This is a genomic window from Cellulosimicrobium sp. TH-20, assembly GCF_002105775.1.
Classification (GTDB): Bacteria; Actinomycetota; Actinomycetes; order Actinomycetales; family Cellulomonadaceae; genus Cellulosimicrobium; species Cellulosimicrobium funkei.
The window spans coordinates 25067-50170 of sequence record NZ_CP020857.1 but is presented as its reverse complement, the minus strand read 5'-3'; the positions used below and the strand labels follow the sequence as shown (position 1 = coordinate 50170).

20 protein-coding genes are annotated in these 25104 nt (G+C 75.8%); 11 read left to right on the top strand and 9 right to left on the bottom strand.

The genetic code is table 11. The annotated features are described in order from the left end of the window. Positions 1-45 precede the first annotated feature (45 nt). The 3 genes from B8281_RS00220 to B8281_RS00210 are packed head-to-tail and all read left to right on the top strand — an operon-like array spanning position 46 to position 6139. Positions 46-1722: a DUF3375 domain-containing protein gene (locus tag B8281_RS00220; protein ID WP_085386538.1), complete on the top strand. Its 1677-nt coding sequence runs from the start codon at positions 46-48 to the stop codon at positions 1720-1722. Beyond that, on the top strand, positions 1719-2474 hold the full coding sequence (locus B8281_RS00215; RefSeq protein WP_198163100.1) for a DUF4194 domain-containing protein: 756 nt from the start codon (positions 1719-1721) through the stop codon (positions 2472-2474). Before B8281_RS00220 ends, B8281_RS00215 begins: the two co-directional genes overlap by 4 nt. After that, positions 2474-6139 (top strand): ATP-binding protein, encoded by a 3666-nt coding sequence (locus B8281_RS00210; protein ID WP_085386537.1) that lies wholly within the window; start codon positions 2474-2476, stop codon positions 6137-6139. Before B8281_RS00215 ends, B8281_RS00210 begins: the two co-directional genes overlap by 1 nt. A gap of 4 nt (positions 6140-6143) precedes the next feature. On the opposite strand, the gene B8281_RS00205 is transcribed toward B8281_RS00210, so the two are convergent. Continuing rightward, positions 6144-6866, bottom strand: a complete 723-nt coding sequence (locus B8281_RS00205; RefSeq protein ID WP_085386536.1) for a TetR/AcrR family transcriptional regulator — start codon at positions 6864-6866, stop codon at positions 6144-6146. Between the two features lie 115 nt (positions 6867-6981). Between B8281_RS00205 and B8281_RS00200 the strand changes: the two genes are divergently transcribed. Further along, positions 6982-8115: a phosphatase PAP2 family protein gene (locus B8281_RS00200; RefSeq protein WP_232322623.1), complete on the top strand. Its 1134-nt coding sequence runs from the start codon at positions 6982-6984 to the stop codon at positions 8113-8115. Positions 8116-8270: 155 nt separating this feature from the next. Next, positions 8271-11048 carry a type I DNA topoisomerase gene (gene topA / locus B8281_RS00195; protein WP_085386534.1) on the top strand — a complete coding sequence of 926 codons (2778 nt, stop codon included), beginning with the start codon at positions 8271-8273 and terminating at the stop codon, positions 11046-11048. 187 nt (positions 11049-11235) lie between these two features. Here the strand turns inward: topA and B8281_RS00190 are convergent, their stop codons facing one another. The 3 genes from B8281_RS00190 to B8281_RS20060 all read right to left on the bottom strand — a co-directional run bounded on the left by B8281_RS00190 (position 11236) and on the right by B8281_RS20060 (position 13774). Continuing rightward, the gene (locus B8281_RS00190) at positions 11236-12381 is read right to left on the bottom strand and encodes a glycerol dehydrogenase (protein WP_043658558.1); all 1146 of its coding nucleotides are present in this window, start codon (positions 12379-12381) and stop codon (positions 11236-11238) included. A 146-nt stretch (positions 12382-12527) separates the two neighbouring features. Next, complete coding sequence (locus tag B8281_RS00185; protein WP_034654862.1) at positions 12528-13265, bottom strand: hypothetical protein; 738 nt, start codon at positions 13263-13265, stop codon at positions 12528-12530. Next, positions 13262-13774, bottom strand: coding sequence for a PadR family transcriptional regulator (locus tag B8281_RS20060; RefSeq protein ID WP_085386533.1), 513 nt, complete (start codon positions 13772-13774; stop codon positions 13262-13264). The genes B8281_RS00185 and B8281_RS20060 overlap by 4 nt, the downstream gene beginning before the upstream one ends. A 94-nt stretch (positions 13775-13868) precedes the next feature. Between B8281_RS20060 and B8281_RS00175 the strand changes: the two genes are divergently transcribed. Beyond that, positions 13869-14375, top strand: coding sequence for a MarR family winged helix-turn-helix transcriptional regulator (locus B8281_RS00175; RefSeq protein ID WP_034654864.1), 507 nt, complete (start codon positions 13869-13871; stop codon positions 14373-14375). Position 14376: 1 nt separating this feature from the next. Beyond that, complete coding sequence (locus B8281_RS00170; protein ID WP_085386532.1) at positions 14377-15705, top strand: MFS transporter; 1329 nt, start codon at positions 14377-14379, stop codon at positions 15703-15705. Positions 15706-15769: 64 nt separating this feature from the next. On the opposite strand, the gene B8281_RS00165 is transcribed toward B8281_RS00170, so the two are convergent. Together B8281_RS00165 and B8281_RS00160 are read right to left on the bottom strand one after the other, a co-directional pair. Beyond that, positions 15770-18436, bottom strand: a complete 2667-nt coding sequence (locus tag B8281_RS00165) for an ABC transporter permease (protein ID WP_085386531.1) — start codon at positions 18434-18436, stop codon at positions 15770-15772. After that, positions 18433-19218 (bottom strand): ABC transporter ATP-binding protein, encoded by a 786-nt coding sequence (locus B8281_RS00160; RefSeq protein ID WP_061266601.1) that lies wholly within the window; start codon positions 19216-19218, stop codon positions 18433-18435. Before B8281_RS00160 ends, B8281_RS00165 begins: the two co-directional genes overlap by 4 nt. Positions 19219-19344: 126 nt before the next feature. Here B8281_RS00160 and B8281_RS00155 point away from each other — a divergent pair, with 126 nt between their 5' ends. Next, the gene (locus tag B8281_RS00155) at positions 19345-20439 is read left to right on the top strand and encodes a Gfo/Idh/MocA family protein (protein ID WP_085388522.1); all 1095 of its coding nucleotides are present in this window, start codon (positions 19345-19347) and stop codon (positions 20437-20439) included. A gap of 21 nt (positions 20440-20460) precedes the next feature. Here B8281_RS00155 and B8281_RS00150 read toward each other — a convergent pair whose 3' ends face one another. After that, positions 20461-20670 carry a hypothetical protein gene (locus B8281_RS00150; protein WP_021482922.1) on the bottom strand — a complete coding sequence of 70 codons (210 nt, stop codon included), beginning with the start codon at positions 20668-20670 and terminating at the stop codon, positions 20461-20463. A gap of 122 nt (positions 20671-20792) precedes the next feature. Between B8281_RS00150 and B8281_RS00145 the strand changes: the two genes are divergently transcribed. After that, on the top strand, positions 20793-21296 hold the full coding sequence (locus B8281_RS00145; protein ID WP_085386530.1) for a MarR family winged helix-turn-helix transcriptional regulator: 504 nt from the start codon (positions 20793-20795) through the stop codon (positions 21294-21296). An 80-nt stretch (positions 21297-21376) separates the two neighbouring features. On the opposite strand, the gene B8281_RS00140 is transcribed toward B8281_RS00145, so the two are convergent. Further along, the gene (locus B8281_RS00140; RefSeq protein WP_085386529.1) at positions 21377-22105 is read right to left on the bottom strand and encodes an HAD-IA family hydrolase; all 729 of its coding nucleotides are present in this window, start codon (positions 22103-22105) and stop codon (positions 21377-21379) included. 100 nt (positions 22106-22205) lie between these two features. Between B8281_RS00140 and tmk the strand changes: the two genes are divergently transcribed. After that, on the top strand, positions 22206-22970 hold the full coding sequence (gene tmk, locus B8281_RS00135) for a dTMP kinase (protein ID WP_081599803.1): 765 nt from the start codon (positions 22206-22208) through the stop codon (positions 22968-22970). Beyond that, the gene (locus tag B8281_RS00130; protein ID WP_085386527.1) at positions 22967-24103 is read left to right on the top strand and encodes a DNA polymerase III subunit delta'; all 1137 of its coding nucleotides are present in this window, start codon (positions 22967-22969) and stop codon (positions 24101-24103) included. Before tmk ends, B8281_RS00130 begins: the two co-directional genes overlap by 4 nt. Positions 24104-24109: 6 nt before the next feature. Here B8281_RS00130 and B8281_RS00125 read toward each other — a convergent pair whose 3' ends face one another. Continuing rightward, complete coding sequence (locus B8281_RS00125; protein ID WP_034650456.1) at positions 24110-25099, bottom strand: TIGR03557 family F420-dependent LLM class oxidoreductase; 990 nt, start codon at positions 25097-25099, stop codon at positions 24110-24112. Positions 25100-25104: the final 5 nt, after the last annotated feature.

Genomic DNA, 25104 nt, shown 5'->3' with positions numbered 1-25104 from the left:
GGCCGCCGCGCCGGGCACCGACCCGCCCCGCCCGAGAGGACCTGCGTGCAGCACGACGACGTCGACTCCCTGCGACGGTCGAGCGCGGCGTGGCGGCTCCTGCGCGCGGACACGGCGCCGCTCGTGCTCTCGTTCCTCGGCACCCTGTTCGTCGAGGACAACGTGCGCGCCATCCCGGAGAGCGAGCTCGTCGCGCGCCTCGACGACCACCTGTGGGCCGTCGACGGCCGGGCCGCGCGCGCCTCCGGCACGGAGCCGCGGTACCCGCGGGCCCCGCAGGCGTACGTCGACCACTGGACGCACCCGGACCAGAGCTGGCTGCGCGCCTGGTACCCGCCCGGCTCGGCCGAGCCGCACTACGACGCGACGCCCGCCGTCGAGCAGGCCGTGCGCTGGGTCGCGTCCCTGCGCGGGCGCGGGTTCGTCGGCACCGAGTCGCGGCTCAACACCGTCTTCGAGCTGCTGCGCCAGCTCGCCGTCGGCACGCAGACCGACCCGGCGGAGCGCCTGCGCGAGCTCGAGGAGCGCCGCGCCGCGATCGACGACGAGATCGCCCAGGTCCGCGCCGGGCGCGTCGCCGTCCTCGACGCGGCGGCGCAGCGCGACCGCTACCAGCAGCTCACCCAGACGGCGGCCGACCTGCTCTCCGACTTCCGCGAGGTCGAGGCGAACTTCCGCTCCCTCGACCGGGAGCTGCGCGAGCGCATCACGGGGTGGGACGGCGCGAAGGGCGAGCTGCTCGAGGAGGTCGTGCGGTCGCGCACGGCCATCGCGGAGTCGGACCAGGGGCGGTCGTTCCACGCGTTCTACGACTTCCTCCTCGACCGGCGCCGCCAGGAGGAGTTCACCGCGCTCGTCGAGCGCGTGCAGTCCCTCGACGCGATCGCGCCCGACGTCGTCCGGCCGGCCCCCGGGACGCCGGGCCCGGTCGTGGACGCCGCCGCGCAGGCCGCGGCCCGGGAGCAGGAGCACCGCCGCCTGCGCCGCGTCCACTACGACTGGCTCGACGCCGGCGAGCGCACCCAGGCGACCGTGCGGACCCTCTCCGAGCAGCTCCGCCGCTTCCTCGACGACCAGGTGTGGCTCGAGAACCGACGGGTCATGGACATCCTGCGCGGCGTCGAGGCGAAGGCGCTCGCCGCGCGCGACGTCGCCCGCGCGGCAGGCCGCGCCGGTGCGCCGCCGGGGATGCCGGTGGACGCCGTCGCGCCCGAGGTCGTGCTGCCGACGGAGCGGCCGCTCTTCACGCCGCGGCCCACGGCCCGCCTCGACTCCGACCACGTCGAGGTCGGCGACGACGACTTCGAGGTCGACGCGCTCTACGACCAGGTGCACGTCGACCCGGAGCGCCTCGCGCGCACGGTCCGCGCGACGCTCTCGCGGCCCGGCGGCCCGGGGGAGGTCGCGCTCGCGGACCTGCTCGCCGACGCGCCGCTCGAGCACGGGCTGGCCGAGCTCGTGACGTACCTGTCGCTCGAGGACCCGCGGTTCGTCGTCGTGCACGACGACGAGCGCAGCGACGAGGTGCGCTGGGAGGGCGAGGCCCCGGCGGGGCCCGTCGCCGAGGACGGCGCGCCGGACCCGGTGGTGCGCGTCGCGCGGCTGCCCCGCGTCACGTACGCGCGGCGGACGAGCGGCTCCCCGCCCGGCGGGCCCCCTGCCGCGCGACCCGACGCACGACCCGACGCCGCCCCCGACCCGAGCCCGGAGGAGACCCCGTGAGCACGACCCGCACCGCGCGCGACCCGGAGCTGTCCGTCGTCGTGACATCGCTGCTCAAGGGCGTCGTCTACCGCGAGTCCGGCGAGGCGCTGTGGCGCGACCTGCTCGCCCGCGAGGCGCAGGTGCGCGACGCCGTCGCGATGCTCGGGCTGCAGGTCGTCGTCGACGAGGGCGACGGCTACGCCTACCTGCGCTCGCAGCCCGAGCACGAGCGCGACGAGCGCGTGCCGCGGCTGATCCCGCGCCGCGAGCTGCCGTTCGACGTCAGCCTGCTGCTCGCCCTGCTGCGCAAGCGGCTCGCGCAGGCGGACTCGGAGGGCGGCGAGACGCGCCTCGTCCTCACGCGCTCGGAGATCGTCGACCTGCTGCGGGTCTTCCTCACCCAGGACGCGGGCGCCGCGGCGAACGAGGCACGGCTCGTGGACCGGGTGGACGCGCTCGTGCGGCGCGTCGTGGAGCTCGGCTTCCTGCGCCCGGCGGGGCGCCCGGACCCGGACGGGCCCGACGCCGTCGCACCGGGGGACCCCGGCGACCCGGCCGACGCGGAGGCCCGGCGGTACGAGGTGCGCCGCATCCTCAAGGCGTTCGTCGACGCGCAGTGGCTCGCGGACTTCGACGCGCGTCTCGCGCAGTACCTGGAGCTCGCCGCCGAGGGCGGCGGTCCGGGGGCGGGGACGCGCACCGGGGCGGCGGGCGCGGGGACAGGCCTGGCGACGGGTACGGCGGGCACGACGACGGGGACGGTGGCGTGATGGAGGGCCTGTTCAGCGCGGTCGAGCTGCACGACCCGGCGGCCGACCTCGACGCGCGCGCCGGGTTCCGGCTCGAACGGCTCGAGGTGCTCAACTGGGGCACGTTCGACCAGCGCGTGTGGGCGTTCGACCTCGACGGCCGCAACGCCCTGCTGACCGGCGACATCGGCTCGGGCAAGTCCACCATCGTCGACGCGGTGACGACGCTGCTCGTGCCGTCGCACCGGATCTCGTACAACAAGGCCGCCGGGGCGGGGGCGCGCGAGCGGTCGCTGCGGTCGTACGTCGCGGGGCACTACAAGTCCGAGCGCGACGAGGCGACCGGCACGACGCGCCACGTGGGCCTGCGCGAGCGCGGCACGTACTCGGTCGTGCTGGGGCGGTTCTCGAACCGCGGGTTCGACCAGGAGGTCACGCTCGCGCAGGTGTTCTGGCTCGCCCCGGGCCAGGCGGGCCAGCCGGACCGCTTCTTCGTCACGGCGGACCGCCCGCTGTCGATCACCGAGGACTTCGCGGGCTTCGGCGGCGACGTCACGGCGCTGCGCCGCCGCCTGCGCGAGTCCGGCGCGCAGGTGCGCGACCACTTCCCCGACTACGGGCGCGACTTCCGCCGCCTGCTCGGCATCCCGTCGGACCAGGCGATGGACCTGTTCCACCAGACGGTGTCGATGAAGTCGGTCGGCGACCTCGGCGAGTTCGTGCGCGAGCACATGCTCGAGCCGTTCGACGCCGACCGCTGGACGGACCGGCTCGTCGCGCACTTCGACGACCTGACGAGCGCGCACGACGCCGTCGTGCGGGCCACCGCCCAGATCGAGCGGCTCGCGCCCCTGCTCGCGGACTGCGACGCGCACGACGCGCTCGGGGAGCGGGCCGAGGCGCTCGTCGCCCGCCGCGACGCCCTGCGCGCGTTCACCGCGTCGCGCCGCGTGGCGGACCTCGACGGTCTCACCGCCGCCCTCGACGAGCGCGTGGCCGACGGCGAGGCCCGCCGTCGCCGGGTCGTGGACGAGCTCGGGCTGCTCGGGGCCGAGCGGCAGCGGCTCGAGCTGGAGCGCGCGGGCCACGGCGGCGACCGGCTCGCCGCGATCGAGAGTGAGGTCGCGCGCCGCGAGGTCGAGCGCGCCGCGCGCGAGCGTCGCGTCGCCCAGCTCGCCGGGTACGCGGCGGCGGCCGGCCTGACGCTCGGCGCCCCGGACGGCGCCGACGCCGCGGCGGGGGACTCCGTCCCGGCGGGGCCGGGGCAGGGCGCCACCGCGGGCGCGGTGGCCGCCGCGCTCGTCGACGCCGAGGCGTTCGCGGCGCTCCGTCGCGCGGCCGACGACGCCGCCGTGCGCGTGCGCGACGACGTCGCCCGGGCGGAGGAGCAGGCGAGCGAGGTCGCGGCGCAGGTGCGCGCCGTCGAGCAGGAGACCGCCGACGTCAAGGCCGAGCTCGCGAGCCTCGCGGACCGCCGGTCCAACCTGCCGCGCACCCACCTGGAGGTCCGGGACCGGCTGTGCGACGGCGTCGGGCTCGCGCCGGGCGACGTCCCCTTCGTGGGCGAGCTGCTCGCCGTCCGCCCCGAGCACGCCGACTGGGAGGGTGCGGCCGAGCGCGTGCTGCGCGGCTTCGCGCTGTCGCTCCTCGTGCCGGCGGCGCACTACGACGCGGTGTCCGCGTGGGTCGACCGTGAGCACCTCGGGCTGCGGCTCGTCTACCACCGGGTGCCCGAGCGCGTCGCCGCCGCCCGGCCGGCTCCGCGCGAGGACGGCGTCCCGCTCCTCGCCGACCTGCTCGACGTGCGCCGTCTCGACGACGCGCCGACCCTCACGGCGTGGGTCGAGGCCGAGCTCGAGCGCCGCGCCGACCACGCGTGCGCGCCGGACCTCGACGCGTTCCGCCGGCTCCCGCGCGCGATCACGCGGGCCGGCCAGGTCAAGCACTCGCCGGACCACCACGAGAAGAACGACACGCGCGCGGTCGACGACCGCCGGGGCTACGTGCTGGGCTGGTCGACCCAGGCGAAGATCGACGCGCTGCTCGAGCAGGCCGCCGAGGTCACGGCGCGTCGCGACGCGCTCGCACGGCGTCGGGACGAGGCGGCCGCCACGCGCGAGGCGCTCCAGGCCCGTTCCGCCGCGCTCGGGCGGCTCGACGTCTACCGGGACTGGGACGAGCTCGACCGCGGGGCCGAGACGGCGCGCATCGCCGAGCTCGCCGAGGAGAAGCGACGGCTCGAGCAGGCGAGCGACGAGCTCGGCCGCCTGGCGGCGCTCCTCGACGACAACGCGCGCCGCCAGGCGGAGCTCGAGGCGGAGCGCGACCGCGTCGTCGCGACGCTCGGCGCCGACCGGCACGCGCTCGACGAGGCGCGGACGGCGCGGGAGCGGGCGCGCGCCGTGCTCGACGGCGCGGGCGAGACGCTCGACGAGGAGACGACGGCGGCCCTCGCCGCGGAGTTCGACCGCGAGCTCGCCGGGTTCGGCGCGGTGGGCCCGGGCGGCGCTGCCGACGGCCCGACGCGCGCGGCCGACCTCGACGCGGTCGAGAACGCGGTGCGCTCGCGGCTCACGGCCGAGGCCGAGCAGGCGCAGCGCGAGCGCGCGGACCTCGGGACGCGGATCGCGGGGCAGATGGCCTCGTTCCGGTCGGCGTACCCGGTCGAGACGGCGGAGCTCGACGCGGACGTGCGGTCGGCCGACGGCTACCGCGAGATCCACGACCGGCTCGTGCGCGACGACCTCCCGCGGTTCGAGGCTGACTTCAAGGCGTACCTCAACACGAACGCGATCCGCGATATCGCCGGCTTCGCGGCCGAGCTCGCCAAGCAGGCCGACGTCATCCGCGACCGGATCGACACGATCAACGACTCGCTCCGCGCGATCGACTACAACCCGGGCCGGTACATCCGTCTGGAGATGTCGCGCACGCCCAACCTCGAGGTGCGCGAGTTCCAGCAGGACCTGCGCGCGTGCACCGACGGCGACGGGATCCTCGCCGAGGACGACCGCGCGCTCGCCGAGGGCGACGGGTCGCTCGCCGACGGCGCGCTGTCCTACTCGGAGGACCGGTTCCTGCGGGTCAAGGCGCTCGTCGAGCGGTTCCGCGGCCGCGAGGGCATGACGGACCTGGACGAGGCGTGGCGCCGCCGCGTGACCGATGTGCGCAACTGGTTCGTGCTCTCCGCGTCCGAGCGGTCCCGCGCCGACGACTCCGAGCACGAGCACTACTCCGACTCCGGCGGCAAGTCCGGCGGCCAGAAGGAGAAGCTCGCGTACACCGTGCTCGCGGCGTCGCTCGCCTACCAGTTCAAGCTCGACTGGGGCGCGGTGCGGTCGACGGCGTTCCGGTTCGTCGTCATCGACGAGGCGTTCGGGCGGGGGTCGGACGAGTCGACGCGCTTCGCGCTCGAGCTGTTCCGCCGCCTCGGGCTGCAGCTGCTCATCGTCACGCCGCTGCAGAAGATCCACGTCATCGAGCCCTACATCTCGGCCGTCGGGTTCGTCGACAACCCGACCGGCCGGTCGTCGCGCCTGCGGACGCTGTCCATCGCCGCGTACCGCGAGGGCCGCCGGGAGGGCGAGGCCGCGCCGTCGGACGGCGACGCCGCGCCGTCGGACGGCGGTGCGGAGCCCGCGGTCGAGCCGGTGCCCGAGCCCGTGCCGGAGAGCGTGGCGACGTAGCGCGTCAGGCGAGCGGGCGGGCGCGGCGGGCGCCCGCCAGGGTCGCGGCGAGGACGGCCTCGATCGCGAACGCGGTCGCCTCGGCGAGGTCGACGGCGTCGGGGTCGAGGAGCCACTGGGTCTGGAGGCCGTCCATCGCGGCGATGATCGTCGAGGCGGCGAGGTCGAGCGCGCGGTCGTCCGGCACGGCCGCCGTCTCGTCGCCCGCGGCCCGCCGCTCCTCGACGACCTCGCGGAGAGCACCGGCGACGTCGGCGCGCAGTCCGGCGAAGCGCGCGGTGACCCACGCGCGCGCCGGGTGGTCGTCCGTGACGGCCTCGCCGGCGAGGACCGTGTAGGTCTGCACGATCCCGGGGCGCTCGGCGTTCGCGGCGGCGGTCGCGACGAGGTGCCGGAACAGGTCGAGCCCGCCCGGCATGTGCTGCCCCTCGAGGTGCGCGACGCCGTCGCGGTCGCGGGACGCGAGGACCTCGGTGAGCAGGCGCTCCTTGGACCCGAAGTGGTGCAGCACGCCGGCGTGCGTGATGCCCACCTGCTCGGCGACCTCCGCGAGCGACCCCTGGTGGTAGCCCCGCGACCCGAAGACGCGCATCGCCGCGCGCAGGATCTCCTCCCTCCGCTCGGCGGTCCCGGGGCGCGGGCGCCGGGGCCGCGGGCTCCGGGGGGACGCGGAGTCGCTCGCGTCGGCGTCGCCGGGGGCGCTCGGCGCGGGGGAGGCGTCGGTCATGGCGTCACCCTACTGGCGGCCTGCGACGCCGTGCCCGGGCCCCTCGACCCGGACGGCCCGCAGCTCTTCCCGTCGTCTTCCCCGAATGCGCACACGCGTCCTCTACGGTGGTGGGATGCCTTCCGACCACGCCCCGACCCGGCCGCTGCCGACCAGCGGCGGGGCGGGTACGCGGCCGCTCCCGGCGACGCAGCCGATGCCGCCCACGCCCGGACCGACGGCCGCGCCGCCGCCCGCCGCAGCGCCCCCGGCAGTGCCTCCCGCAGGCCCCGCCGCAGCGCCCCCCGCCGGGACCCCGTACCCGCCCGTCCCGCAGGCCGCCGCGGGCGGTCCCTCGGCCCCGGCGCCGCGCCGGGCGCCGCACGCGCACGCCGTCCCGGGTCCCGACGGACCGAGCACCGGCTCGCGCGTCGTCGCGGCCGTGGTCGCGCTGCTCGCGGTCGCGGGGGCGTGGCTCGTGTGGCGGTTCTTCGTCGACACGTTCGCCGGGCAGATGCTCGAGCGGGCCGCGTTCGACGGCGCCGTGACCGGCCAGGGAGAGCTGTGGGCGGTCGCCGAGCCGGTGCTCGACACGGTCTCCGTCGCGTTCGTCGTCGGCGGCCTGGGCGCCGCGATGGGCATCGCGCTCCTCCGCCGCCGCTGGGGGCTCGCGGTGCAGGTCGCGTTCCTCGTCGTCGGCGCGAACGTCACGACGCAGCTCGTCAAGCACTCCCTCCTTGGCCGCGAGGAGCTCATCGGCGGCTGGCACTGGGAGAACTCGCTGCCCAGCGGCCACACCACCGTCGCGGGGTCGGTCGCGGCCGCGCTGCTGCTCGTCGTGCCGCGCGGCGCCCGGGCGCTCGTCGCCGTCCTCGGCGGCGCGTACACCGCGGCCACCGGGGTCTCGACCCTGGTCGGCCAGTGGCACCGCCCGAGCGACGTCGTCGCCGCCGTCCTCGTCGTCCTCGCGTGGGCCGCCCTCGTGTGCGTCTTCACGCCGAGGTCGTCGCTCGACCCGGGCGCCGGGCCCACGCCCGGCTCCACCGTGACGGCGGTGCTCCTCCTGCTCGGCGCGGCCGCGGCGGGGGTCGCGGCGGCGCTCGCGCTGCGCGCGACGCCCGCGACCTGGGGCACGACGGCGGCGCAGGAGGTGACGGCCTACGCGGGCGGCGTCGCGGGCGTGCTGGCGGTGACGGCCGCGGCCTTCGCGGTGCTGCTCCTCGTCCGTCAGTCCACAGCCCGCCCCGACCGTCGTCCCGTTCGGGGGTAGGGTGCGTGCGGCTGGCGCGACGGGAGTAACGTCGTAGGCTGCCACGGCGGGCGACCGGACGGTCGTCCGGGTCGCCGGGGCCCCGGCGGGGCCCGCCGCCGTCGGGCAGGGAGCGCCCGCCACGGACACGTACGCACGGACGAAAGCAGGATCGGATGCCACGCAAGCTCGTGATCGTCGAGTCGCCCGCCAAGGCTCGCAAGATCCAGGGCTACCTCGGCGACGACTACGAGGTCGAGGCGAGCGTCGGGCACATCCGCGACCTGCCGCAGCCGTCCGAGCTGCCCGCGGACATGAAGAAGGGCCCGTACGGGAAGTTCGCGGTCGACGTCGACCACGGCTTCGACCCGTACTACGAGGTCTACGCGGACAAGAAGAAGAAGGTCGCCGAGCTCAAGCGCGCGCTCAAGGACGCCGACGAGCTCTACCTCGCGACCGACGAGGACCGCGAGGGCGAGGCCATCGCGTGGCACCTCCTCGAGGCGCTCAAGCCCAAGGTCCCGGTCAAGCGCATGGTCTTCCACGAGATCACGCGCGAGGCCATCCAGCGGGCGCTGCAGAACACGCGCGACCTCGACGAGCACCTCGTCGACGCGCAGGAGACCCGCCGCATCCTCGACCGCCTCTACGGCTACGAGGTCTCGCCCGTGCTGTGGCGCAAGATCGCCCAGGGGCTCTCGGCCGGCCGCGTGCAGTCGGTCGCGACGCGCCTCGTCGTCGAGCGCGAGCGCGAGCGCATGGCGTTCGTCCCCGCCGAGTACTGGGACGTCACGGGCACCTTCGAGCACGCCGACGCGTCGGCACCGGACGCGGGCAAGGCCTTCGGCGCCCGGCTCGTGCAGCTCGGCGACGCGCGCGTCGCCTCGGGCCGCGACTTCGACGACCGCGGGCAGCTCAAGCCGGCGGCGGCGCGCGACGGCGTCGCGCACCTCGACGAGACGACGGCGCGCGCCGTCGTGACCGGCCTCGCGGACGCGGCGTTCGCGGTGCGCTCGCTCGAGACCAAGCCGTACACGCGCCGTCCCGCGGCGCCGTTCACGACGTCGACCCTCCAGCAGGAGGCCAGCCGCAAGCTGCGCATGTCGTCGCGCCAGGCGATGCGCACCGCGCAGTCGCTGTACGAGAACGGCTACATCACCTACATGCGTACGGACTCGCCGTCGCTGTCGGCGGAGGCCACGACGGCGGCCCGCCGCCAGGCGGCCGAGCTGTACGGGCCCGAGTTCGTCCCGGAGAAGCCGCGCGTCTACGCCGCGAAGAACCAGGGCGCGCAGGAGGCGCACGAGGCGATCCGCCCCGCGGGCGACTCGTTCCGCACGCCCGCGCAGGTCAAGCGCGAGCTGAGCGACGACCAGTTCAAGCTCTACGAGCTCGTGTGGAAGCGCACCGTCGCGTCGCAGATGGCGGACGCGAAGGGGTCGACGGCGTCCGTCCGCCTCGGCGCGACCCTCTCGGCCGCCGCGGGCGACGTCGCGGGCCGCGACGCGGTGTTCGCCGCGTCGGGCACCGTCATCACGTTCCGCGGCTTCCTCGCCGCGTACGAGGAGAGCTCGGACGTCGACCGCTACGCCGAGGACGCGCCCGTCGTCGGGGCCAAGGGCGGCGACGAGGCGCGCCTGCCGCAGATGAGCGAGGGCGACGCCCTGCGGGCCGACGACCTCACCGCCGACGGTCACTCCACGTCCGCGCCGCCCCGGTACACCGAGGCCAGCCTCGTCAAGGCGCTCGAGGAGCTCGGGATCGGGCGGCCGTCGACGTACGCCTCGACGATCTCGACGATCCAGGACCGCGGGTACGTGCTGTCGCGCGGGCAGGCGCTCGTGCCGAGCTGGCTCGCGTTCGCCGTCGTGCGGCTGCTCGAGGAGCACTTCGACCGGCTCGTCGACTACGACTTCACCGCGCGCATGGAGGCCGACCTCGACGAGATCGCCGCCGGTCGCCGCGACCGCGTCGCGTGGCTCACCGAGTTCTACTTCGGCGACGCCGCGAAGGGCGAGGACGCCGAGGGCCTGCGCGACCTCGTCGCGAACCTGGGCGACATCGACGCGCGCGGCATCAACTCGGTGCCGATCGGCGAGGGCATCCAGCTCCGCGTCGGGCGCTACGGGCCCTACGTGGAGGACCTCTCCGTCCCCGTCAAGGAGGGCGAGAACCCGCCGCGCGCGTCCGTGCCCGACGACGTCGCCCCCGACGAGCTGACGGTCGCCAAGGCGCGCGAGCTGCTCGCCGCGGGCGCCGACGACGGCAAGGTGCTCGGCACCGACCCGGTGTCCGGCAACGAGATCATCGCGAAGGCGGGCCGCTACGGCCCGTACGTGACCGAGGTGCTCGACCTCCCGCCGATCGACGCGAGCCTCTCGGCCGCCGCGCAGAAGAGGGCGAAGGCCGCGCAGCCCAAGCCGCGCACGGCATCGCTGCTCAAGACGCAGTCGCTCGACACGATCACGATCGACGACGCGCTGCGCCTGCTGTCGCTGCCGCGCGTCGTGGGGACCGACCCGGAGTCGGGCGAGGAGATCACGGCGCAGAACGGCCGCTACGGCCCCTACCTTAAGAAGGGCACCGACTCCCGGTCGCTGCCCGACGAGGAGTCGATGTTCACCGTCACCCTCGACGAGGCGCTCGAGCTGTACAAGCAGCCCAAGCGCGGGCGCGGCCAGCGTGCCGCGACGCCGCCGCTGCGCGAGCTCGGTGACGACCCGAACAGCGGCAAGCCGATCGTCGTCAAGGACGGCCGGTTCGGCGCGTACGTCACCGACGGCGAGACGAACCGCACCCTGCCCCGCGACGTCACGCCCGAGTCGATCACGCCCGAGCAGGCGATCGAGCTCCTCGCGGAGAAGCGCGCGCAGGGCCCGGCGAAGAAGCGCACCACGGCCCGCAAGCCAGCCGCGAAGAAGACCCCCGCCAAGAAGACGGCCGCGAAGAAGTAGCCGCGGTCAGCCCTCACCCGTCGGCCATCAGCCGTCGGCCGTCAGCCGTCGGCCGACCAGGTGATCGTGGTGCGTCCGGGCCGCTGGACGCACCAGATCCACCTGGTGGGCCGGTCGGGACCGCCTGGTCGGCCCGTCCCGGGCCGGGCCCCTCCGGCGACGGCGGGGCCCGGCCCGGTGGGAACGGTCAGTGCGCGGTGTGCTTGACCGGCTCGGGGAGGCCCGCCTCGGCGCGGACGCGGCGGGAGAAGCCCTCGATCGAGCGCAGGGCGTCGACGAGCTCGGGCACGCGCACGGGGAACGGCATGGCGTGGATCGTCTCGCCCTCCGCGGTGGCGGCCTCCGCGACGCGCGTGAGGTCGTGCACGTCGTCGGCGGTCAGGCCGATCTCGGTGAGCGTGTTCGGCAGACCGACGCGCGTCGTGAAGCGCACGAACTCCTCGATCTCCTCGGTCGGTGCACCCTCCAGGACGAGCTGCGTGACGGAGCCGATGTTCACCTTCTGGCCGTGCGTGAGGCCGTGCGTCTGGGGCGCGGCGGTGAGGCCGTTGTGGATCGCGTGCGCCGCGGCGAGGCCGCCGGACTCGAAGCCCAGCCCGGACAGCAGCGTGTTCGCCTCGACGACCTTCTCGACCGCGGGCGTCACGAGGTGGTCCTTCACCGCGTCGATCGCGGGCAGCGCGTTCTCCCAGAGGATGTCCCACGAGAGCTGCGCGAGCGCCGTGCCCGTGACGAGGGGGAGGCCGCCGGCCATGGTCGACGCGTTCGCCTCGGCGACGGCGCGCGCCTCGATCCACGTCGCGAGCGCGTCGCCGACGCCGGCGACGAGGAACTTCACGGGCGCGTTCGCGACGAGGCCCGTGTCGACGAGCACGAGGTCCGGGTTGTGCGGGAAGAACCGGTACTCCTCGAACGCGCCGTCCTCGGTGTAGATCACGGACAGGGCGGAGCACGGGGCGTCGGTGGACGCGACGGTCGGCACGGACACCCAGCGGATGCCGCGCAGGTGGCCCGCGGCCTTCACCGCGTCGATGGTCGAGCCGCCGCCGATGCCGACGATCACGTCGGCGCCGAGCTCGTCGATCTCGCGCGCGAGCCGGTCGACCTCCGCGGCGGTGGCGTAGGTGCCGAACCCGGTGCGGTGGCGGGGGAGGTCCTGCTCCTGGAAGGACACGGCGACCGTGTCCTGGACGATGCCCCACACGACGTCGTCGGCGACGAGCAGCGGCTTCGTGCCGATCGGTCGGACGAACTCGCCGAGCCGCGTGAGCGCACCGCGGGCCTGGACGTAGCGCAGCGGGCTGATGAGCGTGCGGACGGGAACCTCGGACATCGTGGCCTCCTGTGGAGTCGGTGGGTCGCCGTCGGGCGCGCCGCAGCCGTGCGAGGCCGGTGCCCGCCGGCCTTCCCCACCGTGTCACGCGTCCCCGGGGACCACCACCGGGACGCCGGGTCGCGTGACCTAGGTCCCCTCCCGGCTCAGCGGACGAGCACCGTGATCGTCCCGAGCACCACCGTCACGGCGGGCAGGAGCAGCACGCCCCAGCGCCCCGTGCGGTCGGTGCGGGCGTGCGGCGCGTCGTCGAGCGGGTCGACGACGGGGTCGCCCGAGCCCTGCTCGCGCAGGCCCCAGACGGTCCCCACGACGAGCGCGACGGCGGCCGCGACCAGGACCGGGACCGCAGTGAGGCTCGCGACCGGGGCGCGCAGCGTGACCGCGACGGCCACGAGGGCAGCCGTCACGACCATGTTCCCGAGGACGGTCAGCACGGGGTGGGCGAGCGCGGCGCGCAGCACGCGGTCGCCGGCGCGCCACAGCCCGACGAAGCCCGCGAGCGCGGCGACGAGGACGAGCAGCATCCCGGCCGGGACCACGAGGGCGCCGCCGTCGAGCGCGGGCCGCAGCGACCACAGCACGCCGAGCATCCCGACCGTCTGCACGGCGGAGGCGGCGACCGTCCGCCCGATCGAGGAGCTCGACTGCGCGGGGTCCTCGGGCAGGTCGAGCGAGCGCGCGTACGCCACAGGGTCGCCGAACGCCTCCTGCGCGGTCTCGCCGGAGTCGACGACGTGCGCATCCACCTCCGCGAGCACCGCGCCGATGCGCGCTCCGGCGACGCCCTGGAGCCGCAGCTCCAGCAGGAGCGCCTCGGCCCATCGCGGGTCGACGTGCGGCGCGTGACGGCGCTCGATCGTGTAGCGGGTCGTGTCGCTCATCGGGGAGTCCTTGTCGGGGTGGGGTCGGGAGGGGGTGCGTCGGCCGGGAACGCGCCCGGCTCGTGGACCGGCTCATGGACCGGTCCGGCTCCCGGGTCGGGGTCCGGGCGCGCGTCAGCCCGTGGGTCGAGGCTCGCGGCCGGGCGCGGGCGGTCCGGCGAGGGCGCGCCGGACACGCCCGCGACGAGGGTGGTCGCCGCCGTCGTCATGGCGTCCCAGCGGGAGGTCGCGTCGGCGAGCGCGACGCGACCCTGGTCCGTGACGGCGTAGTACCGACGGCTCGGCCCGCGCTCGCCCTGGTGCCAGGAGGTCGTGACGAGGCCGTCGTCCTCCAGACGCTGCAGCAGCGGGTAGAGCGTGCCGCCCTTCACGGTGCCGAGGCCCGCGTCGGCGAGCGACTGCGTGATCGCGTAGCCGTAGGTGGGGCCGTGGGTCGCGACGACCGCGAGCACGCACAGCGGCAGCACGCCGCGCAGGAGCTCGCGGTCGAGCCGCTCGTCGAACCTCATGAACTAGACAGTACGGCTATCTAGTTAGGGCGGCAACCTAGTAATCGGTGGACCGGCGACCTGCGAATCGCATGAGTGCTGTTATAACAGTGCTATGACTTCTCTGGACCCGACCACGGTCCCTGGCCGCTGGGACTCCCTGCACGCCGTGCTCCGACGCCTCGACGACGAGATCGAGACCGTCTACGCGGACCGCGGGATCGTGGGGGTGCGCCCGCGGTTCGTCTACCCGCTCATCCGGCTCGCGCACACCGGCCCCCTGACCATCCGGGAGCTCGCCGTCTCGCTCGGCCGCACGCACTCGGCGATGAGCCAGACGGTCACCGCCATGCGGCGCGAGGGCCTCGTCGAGACCGCGCCAGGCGCGGACGCCCGCACGCGCCGCGTCGCGCTCACCGCGCGGTCGCGCGAGCTCGTCCCGCTCCTCGAGGCGGAGTGGCGGGCGACCGAGGAGTCCGTCGCCGAGATCGACGACGAGCTGCCGCACGCCCTGAGCGCGGTCGTCGTCGAGCTGGAGCGCGTGCTCGCCCGTCGGTCGCTGCGCGAGCGGCTCGTCGAGCGCCTCGACGCGGCCGGCCACCCGGCGCCGCGGGAGCGCTGAGGTGCGCGACCACGTCCTCGACCTGCGGCCGCTGCGCGCGAGCCGCGCGTACCGCGACCTGTGGGCCGGGTCCGCCGTGGGCGGCCTCGGGTTCCAGATCGCGAACGTCGCGGTGCTGCTCCAGGTCTGGGAGCTCACCCGCAGCCCGCTGTGGACGGGCACGATCGGCCTCGCCACGGCGGTCCCGCTCCTCACGCTCGGCCTGGTGGGCGGGCACCTCGCCGACGTGCACGACCGCCGCACCCTCATGCGCCTCGCCGCGGTCGGGCAGGTCCTCTCCGCTGCTGGTCTCGCCGCGCAGGCGCTCGCGGGGAACCGGTCGGTGTGGCTCCTGCTCGGGCTCGTCGCCGCCGGCGCGGCGTGCAACGCGCTCGGCTCGCCGGCGCGCCGGACGGTGCCGCCCCGGCTGCTGCCGCCCGACCAGGTCGCCGCGGGTCTCGCGCTGCAGAACCTCGCGTTCCAGGTGGCCATGCTGGTCGGGCCTGCGCTCGCCGGCCTGGTCCTGGCGCGCTGGGACCTGCCCGCGGCGTACGGCCTCCAGGCGGTGGCCGCCGTCGTCGCGCTGCTCGGGCTCGTGCGCCTCCCGCCCCTGCCCCCGCTCCCCGTCGGCACCCCGGCCGCGACCGCGCTCGCCGCCGGGGCCGAAGCGGCACGCCCGGCCCTGCCGGACGACGCGGGCGGCCCGACGCCCGGGCCCGCGCCTCGCCGTCGGGCGGCCGCGGGCGGGTGGTCGATCGTGTGGCGCAAGCCGACGCTGCGCGGCGCCTTCGCGACGGACGTCGCGGCGACCGTGCTCGCCATGCCGATCTCGCTCTTCCCGCTCGTCAACGAGATCCGGTTCGACGGCGACCCCCGCACCCTGGGGCTGTTCCTCTCGGCGGTCGCGGTGGGAGGGATCGGCGCGGGCCTGCTCTCGGGGGCCGTGACGCGGGCGACGCGCTCGGGCGCGCTCCAGCTCGCCGCGGCGGCGACGTGGGGCGTCGCGCTCGCCGGTTTCGGGCTCGCGGGGCCGCTGTGGCTCGCCCTCGCGTGCCTGGCGGTCGCCGGCGCGGCGGACACGGTGTCGGTCGTGACGCGCGGCGCGCTGGTGCAGCTCGAGACGCCCGACGAGTTTCGTGGCCGCGTGTCCTCGGTCGAGCACGTGGTGGGCGTCGCCGGCCCGGAGGTCGGGAACTTCCGCGGGGGAGTGCTCGCGTCGCTGACGTCCGCGCCCGTCGCGCTGGTGGCGGGCGGGCTGGTGGCGAGCGCCGTCGTCGGGCTCGTCGCGTGGGGCAACGCCCCGCTGCGCCGCTACCGCACCCCGGCACCGGACCCCCTCCCCGTCCCGTGAGCGCCGGAGCTCGTCGCGACCGGGCGTCCGGACGCGACGAGCTCCTGCACTCAGGGGGAGGCGGTCAGTCCACGGTCACCGCGTCGAGGACCGGGAGGCGGGCGGCGCGGATCGCGGGCCAGACGCTCGCGACGAGCCCGATGACGACGGCGACACCGAGGATCGCGAGCACCTGGCCCCACGGCACGGCGAGCGTGCTCAGCCCCTCGTCGGCGAGCACGCCCGGGAGGGCGGCGCCGATGCCGATGCCCGTCGCGACGCCGAGCACCGTCCCGTAGACGGCGGTGAGCACCGACTCGATCGCGATGACCCCCGCGAGCTGAAGGCGTCCCAGCCCGACGGCGCGCAGCAGCCCGATCTCGCGCGTGCGCTCGATGATCGACAGCGCGAGCGTGTTGACGATGCCGAGCAGCGCGATGACGATCGACAGCGCGAGCAGGGCGTAGAGGATGACGAGCACCTGGTTCACCTGGTCGGCGAACGCGGACGCGGTCTGCTCCCGGTCGAGCACCGTGACGACGAGGAACGGCTCGACCGCGGACGTCAGGGCGGTGCGCAGCTCCTCGACGTCGGCCGGGCTCGCGCCGTCGGCCGCGGACACGTAGACGATCCGCACGCTCGCCTGGGCGGCCGGCACGACGGCGTCGAACACGTCGTCGCGCACGAGGACGCCGGTCCCCACGAGCTGGCTGTCGATCACCGCGCCCACGCGCGCCTCCACGGCGGCATCGCCCTCGCCGAGCCGCAGCGTGTCGCCCACCTCCCAGCCGCGCTCGCGCGCGGTGCGCCGGTGCACGACGACGTCCCCGTCCTCGAGCGTGGCCGTCGGGTCCCCGGCGAGCGTCACGGGTTCGAGCGCGGTGTCGAAGAACCCGGCGGGCACGCCCGCGACGTCGGTCCCGCGCGCGCCGTCGTCCGTGCCGTCGGCCGTGCTGTCGTCCGTGCCGGAGCCGCCGCCGACCGTGGCGACCGGCGCCGACCCGAGCCGCACCGTGTCCACGACGGCGGCGCCCGGCGTCGCGGTCACGGCCTCGACCGCGCCCTCGGGCACGACGAGCGTCGCGGAGTCGACCACGAGGTCGGCCCGCACCTCGTTCTCGACGATGCTCCGCACCGACGCCTGGGTCGACGCGGCGATGACGCCCGTGACCGACACGAGCGCCATGCCGATGAGCAGGGCTCCCGCGGTGCTCGCGGTGCGGCGGGGGTTGCGCGTGACGTTGCCGCGCGCGAGGCGACCGAGCGGGCGCAGCGCGACGACGAGCGGCCACGCGAGGACCGCGAGCACGCCGCGCGCGACGGCCGGCGACCCGACGAGCACGCCCACGAGCACGAGCCCGGCCCCGACGCCGAGGAGCAGGCGGGGGCTCAGGTCGTCGACCCAGGCCCAGCCGGTCGGCGCGTCCACGACGGAGGAACCCAGGTACGCGGCGAGCCACAGCACGCCGGCGCCGGCCGCGACGACGACCACCCCGCCCACCGCCCGCAGCCCGGTACCGCGGTCGGGCGCGACGTCGTCGCGCATCGCCTGCACGGGCGGGATCGCGGCGGCCCTCCGCGCGGGCAGCACGGCCGCGAGGACGCTGACGACCGCCCCGAGCGCGACGGCGGCCACGACCTGCGAGGTCCCGAGCGGGACCCGGCCGGAGAACTCGAAGCCGGCGAGCGCGAGCCCCCACCGGATGACGCGCACCAGGCCGGCCCCCGCGAGCACGCCGAACCCGCCACCCACGAGCCCGACGACGAGCGCCTGGACGAGGACCGACGCGAACACCTGGCCGGGCGACGCGCCGAGCGCGCGCAGGAGGGCGAGCTCGCGCAGGCGCTCGCGCACCGACATCGCGAACGTGTTCGCGATGATGAACGCGCCGACGAACAGCGCGATGGCGGCGAACACCAGCAGGAAGGTCTCGACGAACCCGAGCACCTCCTCGACCGCCTCGCTCGCCTCGGCGCGCGCCTGCTCGCCCGTGACGGCCTCCGCCCCGGACGGCAGGACCGACGCGACGCGGTCCGCGAGCGCGTCCTCGTCCACCGGCCCGCTCGCGTCCGCCCAGACCGCGATCTGGGGCACCAGCCCGTCGGGCGCGTAGACCTCGCGCGCGGTGTCCCCGTCGATCCCGACGAGGACCGCACCCGCGGCGGCGGCCTCGATGCCGAACACGCCGGACACGGTCACGGGGCGCGGCTCCCCGCCCAGCACGACCGTGGTCTCGTCGCCCGTGGCGAGGTCCGCGGTCTCGGCCGCGCTCTGCTCCAGCACGATCTCGCCCGCGCCGGGCCACGCGCCGTCGAGCAGCGTGAGGCTCGGGTCCTCCGGGTCGACGGAGAACGCCGTGCTCGGCGGGCCCGTGGTCACGACGGCGGTGCCGTCGGCCGCGACGAGCACGACGGGGCCGGACACGTCCGCCACGGCCCGCTCGACGCCGTCGACCCCCTCGACCTCCGTCGCGAGGTCGGCCGGGACGAGCGTGCGGTCGCCCGCGAACCCGCCCCCGCCGGCGGCGCCGCCGCCACCGGGCCCGGACGCGTCGCTCTCGACCTCCTGCGCGCCGCGCACGTAGACGTCGGCGGTGAGCGTCGTCGCGATGATGTCGTCGAACGTGGAGGAGAGCATGCCGCGGAACGCGAACGTGCCGACGACGAACGCGACGCCGAGCGTCACGGCGAGCACCGACAGGACGAACCGCACGACGTGCGCGCGCACGCCCCGCAGCGCGACGCGGATCATGCGCCGTCGTCCGCGGCGAGCGCGAGCGCGTCGAGGATGTCCTGCTGCGTGGGGTCGTGCAGCTCGCCCGCGAGGCGCCCGTCCGCGAGGAAGACGACGCGGTGCGCATACGACGCCGCGCGCGGGTCGTGCGTGACCATGACGACCGTCTGGTCGAGCTCGTCGACGGAGCGGCGCAGGAACGTGAGCACCTCGCCCGCCGAGCGCGAGTCGAGGTTGCCGGTCGGCTCGTCGGCGAACACGATCGAGGGCCGCGACACGAGCGCCCGCGCGCACGCCACGCGCTGCTGCTGCCCACCGGACAGCTCGGAGGGGCGGTGGTGCAGGCGGTCGGTGAGCCCGACGGCGGTCGTCACCTCGTCGAACCAGTCGCGGTCCACGCGGGTGCGCGCGATGTCGAGGGGGAGCGTGATGTTCTCCGCGGCCGTGAGCGTCGGGACGAGGTTGTACGCCTGGAAGACGAACCCGACGCGCGTGCGGCGCAGCGCCGTGAGCCGCCGCTGAGACATCCGGCTGATCTCCTGCCCGTCGATCACCACGCTGCCGGAGGTCGGGGAGTCCAGCCCGGCGAGGCAGTGCATGAGCGTCGACTTGCCGGACCCGGACGGCCCCATGATCGCCGTGAGCCGGCCGCGCGCGAAGTCGACGTCGACGCCGTCGAGCGCGCGGACGGCCGTCGGGCCGGAGCCGTAGACCTTGACGAGGTCGCGCGCGCTCGCCCGTGCCTCCGGCTCGGGTCCGGCGTCGGTCGGCGTACCGGTCCGGGGCGCGGGGGTCGTCATGCCCCCATCGTGACGTGCCGCGCGGCGGCGCGCACCACCCGTGCGGGGGAGGGCTGCTCGCGGGCCCGACGCGCGGCCTGTGGACGAGCGGCGGCGAGGCCCGCGCAGGGCGATAGCGTGGGCCGCATGAGCACCGTCGCCCCGCCGCCCGCCGCGCACCCCGACGAGACCCCGGCCGCCTCCGGCGTCCACCCGTTCCCCGACCTGTCCGCCGAGGTGACGGGCACGGTCCCCGACCCGCGCAGCGCGCCCCCGATCCGCTGGGGCATCCTCGGCGCGGGCGGCATCGCGTCGTCGTTCGCGGAGGCGGTGCGCCTGCACACGCAGGGTCGCGTCGCGTCGGTCGGTTCGCGCGACCGCGTGCGCGCCGAGCGCTTCGCGACCGCGCACGGCGTCCCCACGACGCACCACGGCTACGACGAGCTCGTCGAGGACCCGCAGGTGGACGTCGTGTACGTCGCGACGCCGCACTCGCACCACCACGAGCACGCCCTGCTCGCGATCCGCGCGGGCAAGCACGTCCTCGTCGAGAAGGCGTTCACGCGCAACGAGGCCGAGGCGGTCGAGGTGCTCGACGCCGCGCGCGAGGCGGGCGTGTTCGTCATGGAGGCCATGTGGACGCGGTTCCTGCCGCACGTCGCCGCGCTGCGCGGCGTGATCGCGCGCGGCGAGATCGGCGACGTCGTGAACCTCAGCGCGGACCACGGCCAGTGGTTCCCGTTCGACCCCGAGCACCGGCTCTACGCGCCGGAGCTGGCGGGCGGCGCGCTGCTCGACCTGGGCGTCTACCCGGTGTCGTTCGCGCACGACCTGCTGGGCGCGCCGTCGACCGTGACGGCCGTCGGTGCGCTCACGGAGACGGGCGTCGACGGGCAGGCGAGCATCGTGCTCGGCTACGGCGACACGCAGGCGACGCTCTCGACCACGCTGTGGTCGCGCACCGCGAACACGGCGGTGATCTCGGGCACGGCGGGCCGCATCGAGGTCGAGGGCACGTTCTACGCGCCGACGTCGTTCCGGGTCGTCCGGCACGACGGCGCGTCCTGGTACTACGACGGCTTCTCCGGCGAGGGCAAGCAGTACCAGGCCGCCGAGGTCGCGCGCCGCGTCGCCGCGGGCGAGACGCAGAGCCCGCGCATGTCGTGGGACTCGACGCTCGAGGTCATGCGCACGCTCGACGAGGTGCGCCGCCAGGTCGGGGTCGTCTACCCCGGGGAGTGACGCCCGCGGGCGGGCGTTGCGTCAGTCGGTGTGCTCGACGACGTAGCTGCGGCCGTCGGGGCCGGTGACCCGCTCGAAGCGGGTGCGCAGCTCCTGGTCGCGCTCGCGCTCGGCGTCGGACACGCCGCGGCCGTCGGCCTCCTGCCGCCCCAGCTGTGCCGGGCCGAAGATCGGCAGGAAGCCCTCGGTGATGCGCATGCCGAGCGTGCGCTTGTCGTTCTTGCGCGCCACGGTGTCCTCCGCTGGTGTCGCGTCGCCGGCCCGGAAGCCGGTGGCTGGTGCTTGTCCGCTGATGGTTGGTGCACCAATGATTGGCGTACCAAGAATAGCGCGATCCTCGGTAGCATGGCGCCATGACGAGCGAGGAGAACGGCGGGGCGCCCGCACCGGGCGCGGCGACGCTGTTCGCGGACCCGCTCGCGCTCGAGACGCAGGTCTGCTTCGCGCTCTCGGCGGGCGCGCGCGGCATGGTCGCCCTGTACCGGCCGCTGCTCGAGCCCCTGGGCATCACCCACCCGCAGTACCTCGTGCTGCTCGCGCTGTGGCAGGACGACGCGGCGGGCACGACGTCGACCGTCGGCGACCTCGCGGCGCGGCTGCACCTCGACGCGGGGACGCTTTCCCCGCTCCTCAAGCGGCTCGAGAGCCTCGGCTACGTGCGCCGGTCCCGCTCGCCCGACGACGGCCGCCAGGTCCGCGTGACGCTCACGCCCGAGGGACGGGCGCGGCGTCGTGACGCGGAGCGCATCCCGCCCGCGATCGTCGCCGCCACGGGCCTCACCCTCGACGAGCTGGCGGAGATCCACGCCGCCGCGTCGAAGGTCGTCGCGGCCGCCCAACGCGCCGGGGTCTACTGACCGACGGCAGCCCGCCGAGCATGCGGTTCTGGCCCGTCCAGGGTCGAGGGCGGGAGACGACCGCATGGTCGGCGGGGTGGTCAGGCGTCCGTGATCCGGATGCCGTCCGGGCCTGCGGCGAAGCGCACCGCCGCCAGCCCCGCCGCCAGCGCGTCGGGTGCAGGGGACGCGGACGCGAGCTCGTCGGCCGTGTGCGTGCCCGTCACGACGAGCACGGCGCACCCTGCGGCGCGGGCCGACGCGACCCCGGCCGGGGCGTCCTCGACGACGAGGCACCGCGCCGGGTCCACGCCCAGGCGCTCCGCGCCGAGGAGGAACGGGTCCGGATCGGGCTTGCCGTGGGCGACGTCGTCCGCGGTGACGACCACCGACGGCGCGACGAGGCCCGACGCGGCCATGCGCGCCGCCGCGAGGGGGCTGGTGCACGACGTGACGATCGCCTGCCGCTCCGGGGGCAGGGCGGCGAGCGCGTCGCGCGTCCCCGGCAGGATCGTCACGCCCTCGTTGTCCTCGAGCTCCAGCTCGTGGATGCGGTCGTACGCGGGCTCGACCTGGTCGGCCGGCAGGAGCGTCGCGATGAGCGTGCGCGCGGGGGTGCCGTGCTGGATCTGGAAGTCCTCGGCGTCGGGCAGCCCGTGCTCCGCGGCCCAGCGACGCCAGTTCCGGTCCACCGCCGGGACCGAGTCGATGAGGGTGCCGTCCATGTCGAACAGCACGGCGTCGAACGTCCGGCCGGCGAACGCGACGCCGGGGGTGGGCAGAGGAGCGGGCGGGGGGTCCGTCACGGGGGCGGTCACGGGATCGGGCATGGCCCGAGGCTATCCCGCGCGTCCGGCGCCCGCGGCTGTCCCGCGCGTCCGGCGCCCGGGGGACCGGCCCGTGTCCGACGTCGCGACTAGGGTGGTCGCCGTGAGCGCACCCGGGTACTTCATCTCCTTCGAGGGCGGCGACGGCGTCGGCAAGTCGACGCAGGCACGCCTGCTCGGGCAGTGGCTCGGCGAGCTCACGGGTCGCGAGGTCGTGCTGACGCGCGAGCCGGGCGGCACGGAGCTCGGCAAGGAGCTGCGCGCCGCGGTGCTCCACGGGCAGGACATGGACCCCCGCACGGAGGCGCTCATCTACGCCGCGGACCGCGCGCACCACGTCGCGAGCCTCGTGCGCCCCGCGCTCGAGCGCGGGGCGATCGTCGTCACGGACCGCTACCTCGACTCGTCGGTCGCCTACCAGGCGGGCGGGCGCGAGCTCGGCGCGGACGAGGTCGAGCTCATCTCGCGCTGGGCCGTGCAGGACCTCCTGCCCGACGTGACGATCCTGCTCGACCTCGACCCGGCGGTCGCCGCCGGGCGCATCCGCCGCCAGCAGGACCGCCTCGAGCGCGCGGGCGCGGAGTTCCACCGCCGCACGCGCGAGGCGTTCCTCACGCGCGCGGCGTCGGACCCGGAGCGCTGGGTCGTGCTCGACGCCGCGGGCTCGGTCGACGACCTCCAGGCGCAGATCCGGGTCGACGTCGCCGCGCGGCTCGAGCTCACGCCCGTCGTCGAGGAGGCCGAGGACACGGTCGCCGCGCTGCCCGACGACGGCTTCGACGACACGGACAGCGCGATCGGCTACGCGCCGGGCACGGACCTCCTGCCGGGCGCCCCGGCGCGGCCTGCCGGGGACGCGCGCGCATGAGCGTCTGGGACGACGTCGTCGGGCAGGAGCAGGCCGTCGCGACGCTCCGTGCCGCGGCCACCGACCCCGCCGCGATGACCCACGCGTGGCTGCTCACCGGCCCGCCCGGGTCCGGCCGCTCGAACGCCGCGCGCGCGTTCGCGGCCGCGCTCCAGTGCGAGCAGGGCGGCTGCGGGCGCTGCCAGGCGTGCCGCACGACGCTCGCCGGGACGCACCCGGACGTGACGCTCGTCGCGACCGAGCTCGTGACCATCAAGATCGACGACGTGCGCGACCTGGTGACGGTCGCGAGCCGCAGCCCGTCGCAGGGCCGGCGCCGGGTCATCGTCGTCGAGGACGCCGACCGCATGGCGGAGCGCACCACGAACGTCCTCCTCAAGGCGATCGAGGAGCCCGCCCCGCACACGGTGTGGATCCTCTGCGCCCCGAGCCCGCAGGACGTGCTCGTGACGATCCGCTCACGCTGCCGCGGGGTCGTGCTGCGGGTGCCGCCGGTCGAGGCCGTCGCGGGCCTGCTCGTGCAGCGCGACGGTGTCGACGAGCACGTCGCCCTCGTCGCGGCGCGCGCGGCCCAGAGCCATATCGGTCTCGCCCGGCGCCTCGCGCGGGACGCGGGGGCGCGCGAGCGCCGCACGTCCGTGCTCTCGCTCGCCCGGCGGGTCCGCGGGGTCGGCGACGCCGTGCTCGCCGCGGGGGAGCTCGTGGACCTCGCGCAGGCCGAGGCGAAGGCGGCGACGGAGGAGCGCGACGCCGCAGAGAAGGCCGAGCTCCTGCGTGCGCTCGGCGTCGCGGACGGCGAGACGCTCCCGCCGCGGCTGCGCTCCCAGCTCCGCGACCTCGAGGCCGACCAGAAGCGGCGCGCGACGCGCCACCAGCGCGACGTGCTCGACCGCGCGATGGTCGACCTGCTCTCGCTGTACCGCGACGTGCTCGTGGTGCAGCTCGGGGCCCAGGTCGAGCTCGTCAACACCGAGCTCGCCGAGACGGTGGCTGCGCTCGCGCAGGACTCGACGCCCGAGCAGACGGTGCGGCGCATGGACGCGATCGGCGTCGCGCGCGAGCGGCTCGAGGGCAACGTCGCGCCGCTGCTGGCCGTGGAGGCGATGGTCGTCGCGCTGCGCCCCCAGGGCTGACGGCCGCTAGCTCGACGGCGCCGCCGCGCGGAGCTTCTCCAGGAGCGGCCCGGCCGCGGTCTCGAGGAACTCGCGCTGCCCGACCTCGCCCACCTGGACGAGCGCGAGGTCGGTGAATCCTGCCTCCCACCACGCGGACGCCGCCTCGACGACCGCGTCCAGGTCGGGGCCGCACGGGATGGACGCGGCCACGTCCTCGGGCCGCACGAACGCCGTCGCCGCCTCGAACGCCTCGGTCGTCGGCAGGTCCGCGTTGACGCGCCAGCCGCCGCCGAACCACCGGAACTGCTCGTGCGCGCGCGCCACGGCGGTCTCCTCGTCCGGGTCCCAGCAGATCGGCATCTGCCCGACGACGCGCGACGGCGCGAGCTCGGCGCGCTCGCGGACGGAGGACCACCGCTGCACGACACCGGCCTCGGGCTCGGTGGTGACGAGGTGGTCGGCCAGCGGGGCGAACCGCTCGATCGACTGCGGCCCGGAGACGGCCACGCCGATCTCGACGGTCTCGTCGGGCAGGTCCCAGAGCTTGGCGGAGTCGACGCGGTAGTGGACGCCGTCGAACGTGAGGCGCTCGCCGTCGAGCAGCGAGCGGATGATCTGCACCGCCTCCTCGAGCATGTCGTGCCGCTCGCCGACGGCGGGCCAGCGCTCGCCCGCCACGTGCTCGTTGAGGTTCTCCCCGGCGCCGAGCCCGAGGGTGAAGCGGTCGTCGGACAGGAGCGCCACGGTCGCGGCCTTCTGCGCCACGACCGCGGGGTGGTAGCGCAGGAGGGGGCAGGTCACGTACGTCATGAGGCCGACGCGCTCGGTCGCCTGGGCGACCGCCCCGAGCACGGACCACGCGTACGGGGCGTGGCCCTGGGCGTCGAGCCAGGGGAAGTAGTGGTCGCTCATCACCTCGAAGTCGAAGCCGACGCGCTCCGCGTCGACCGCGTGCTCCACGAGCGCACGAGGGCCGGACTGCTCGGTCATGAGGGTGTAGCCGAAGCGGGTCATGTCTC